3 protein-coding genes are annotated in these 2349 nt (G+C 66.6%); all 3 read left to right on the forward strand.

Features of this window, described 5'->3' with window-relative positions; all coding sequences use genetic code 11:
- The coding region (locus AKL29_RS44135) for a Clp protease/crotonase-like domain-containing protein (protein ID WP_488230415.1) at positions 1-308 on the forward strand (308 nt) is incomplete at its 5' end.
- Entirely contained in the window at positions 305-2176 is a 1872-nt protein-coding gene (locus AKL29_RS01665) for a feruloyl-CoA synthase (protein WP_050382612.1), read from the forward strand. The genes AKL29_RS44135 and AKL29_RS01665, both read left to right, overlap by 4 nt.
- Positions 2177-2196: 20 nt before the next feature.
- Positions 2197-2349 (forward strand): SDR family NAD(P)-dependent oxidoreductase (locus tag AKL29_RS44140; protein ID WP_244481684.1); only part of this gene is annotated, 153 nt, incomplete at its 3' end.

Consider the following 2349-nt stretch of genomic DNA (forward strand, 5'->3'; position numbering starts at 1 on the left):
CGGACATGATGCTGACCGGGCGGGTCTATTCGGCGACCGAGGGTGCCGCCTACGGCTTCTCGCAATATCTCACCGAGGCCGACGGCGCGCTGCCGAAAGCGCTGGAGCTGGCCGAGCGCGTCGCCGCCAATGCGCCGCTGACCAACTTCGCCGTGTTGCAGGCGCTGCCGATGATCGCCGAGGCCAATCCGCAGACCGGCCTGTTGATGGAATCGCTGATGGCGACGGTGGCGCAGAGCGACAAGGAAGCCAAGAAGCGCATCCGCGCGTTTCTTGATCGCAAGACCGCCAAGGTGAAGCCGACATGAGCGCCGCGCCGTCTGGGAACACTGCGAGCGCGCATCCGCTGCGCCCGATCTCGTTCGGCAATCCTGACGTCACCGTCGAGCGCCGCGACGACGGCACCATCTATCTCCGACCGAAGCTCAGCCTCGCTGATTTTCCGGTTCGCATCACCGATCGGCTGCACCACTGGGCGAAGGCCGAGCCGAACCGCGTGTTCATGGCCGAGCGTGCCGCCGGTGGCGGCTGGCGGCAAATCACCTACGCGCAATTGCTCGAGGCTATCAGGCGCATCGCCTCCGCCTTGATCGTGCGCGGATTGTCGGCCGAGCGGCCGATCGTGATCCTGTCGGGCAATTCGATCGATCATGCCCTGATGGCGCTCGGCGCGCTCTATGCCGGCGTTCCGTTCTGCCCGGTGTCGCCGGCCTATTCGCTGGTGTCGCGCGACTATGGCAAGCTCAGCTTCGTCATCAAGCTTCTGACGCCAGGCCTCATCTTTGTCGACGATGCCGACAAGTTCGCCGACGCGCTGCGTACCAATGTCGGATCCGACGTCGAGATCGCCGCAAGCCGCGGCACCGTGCCCGGCCGTGAGGTGACGCGCCTCGCCGGTCTCTTGGCGACGCCGGAAGACCCGCGCCTCGATGCGACCCATGCGGCGATCGGTCCGGACACGATCGCGAAATTCCTGCTGACGTCGGGGTCGACCGGCAATCCCAAGGCCGTCATCAACACCCAGCGCATGATCTGCGCCAACCAGGTGATGCTGCGCGAGACGCTGGCGTTCCTCAAGGACGAGCCGCCGGTCATCGTCGACTGGCTGCCGTGGAATCACACCTTTGGCGGCAATCACAATGTCGGGCTGACGCTCTATAACGGCGGCTCGATGTATCTCGACGAGGGCAAGCCGATGCCCGGCGGCATCGAGGAGACGGTGCGGAACCTGCGCGAGATCTCGCCGACGGTCTATTTCAACGTGCCGAAAGGCTATGAATCGCTGCTGCCCTATCTGCGCGACGACGCCGGTCTGCGGGCAAGATTCTTCGACCGGCTGCATGCGATGTTCTTCTCGGGCGCCGCGCTGTCGCCGTTCGTCTGGAACAGCCTCGATGCGCTCGCCGTGCAGGAGAAGGGCTATCGTGTGCCGATGCTGACCGGCCTCGGTGCCACCGAGACCTCGCCGTTCTTCATGTCGGTGCGCCCGGATACCAGCCGCTCCGGCCATGTCGGGCTTCCGGTGTCGGGCAATGATGCGAAGCTCGTTCCGAACAACGGCAAGCTCGAGGTCCGCGCCAGGGGCCCGAACGTGACGCCGGGCTACTGGCGGCAGCCCGAGCTGACCGCCAAGGCGTTCGACGAGGAAGGCTTTTATAAGTTCGGCGACGCGCTGAAGCCCGCCGACGCTGGTGATCTCGATGCCGGGTTCGATTTCGACGGCCGCATCGCCGAGGATTTCAAGCTGGCGAGCGGCACCTGGGTCAGTGTCGGACCGTTGCGGGCGCGCTTCGTCGGCTCCTGCGCGCCGCTGGTGCGCGACGTCGTGATCGCGGGGCTCAACCGCGACGAGCTTGCTGCGATCGTGATCCTCGATCTCGACGGCTGCCGCCTGATCAACCCGCAGCTCGCCTCTGGCGACATCGCGGCCGCGGCCAACGATCCGCTGGTGCGGGCGGCCTTCCGCGAGCGCTTCGCGCGCGTGCTGGCCGGCGCCACCGGCTCGTCGAACCGGATCGCGCGCGCGATCCTGCTCGACACGCCGCTGTCGATCGATCGCGGCGAGGTCACCGACAAGGGCTCGATCAACCAGCGCGCGGTGCAGGAGCATCGCACGGACATCATCGGAGCGCTTTATGCGCCGGTGCCCCCGGCATCGGTGATCACACTCGTCTAGTTCTCGAACAGGAGAAAGCCATGCAGTTGAAGGACCAGGCCGCCATCGTCACCGGCGGTGCATCGGGATTGGGCGCTGCGACCGCGCGCCGTCTCGCCGCGCAGGGCGCCAAGGTCGCGGTCTGCGACCTCAACGCCAAGCTCGCCGAGAGCGTCGCGGCCGAGATCGGCGGC

Origin of the sequence: Bradyrhizobium pachyrhizi, assembly GCF_001189245.1 — a bacterium.
Classification (GTDB): Bacteria; Pseudomonadota; Alphaproteobacteria; order Rhizobiales; family Xanthobacteraceae; genus Bradyrhizobium; species Bradyrhizobium pachyrhizi.

What these genes read in the sequence shown, in the direction of transcription:
- AKL29_RS01665 (WP_050382612.1), top strand. Translation starts at nt 305, where the DNA reads ATGAGCGCCGCGCCGTCTGGGAACACTGCGAGCGCGCATCCGCTGCGC.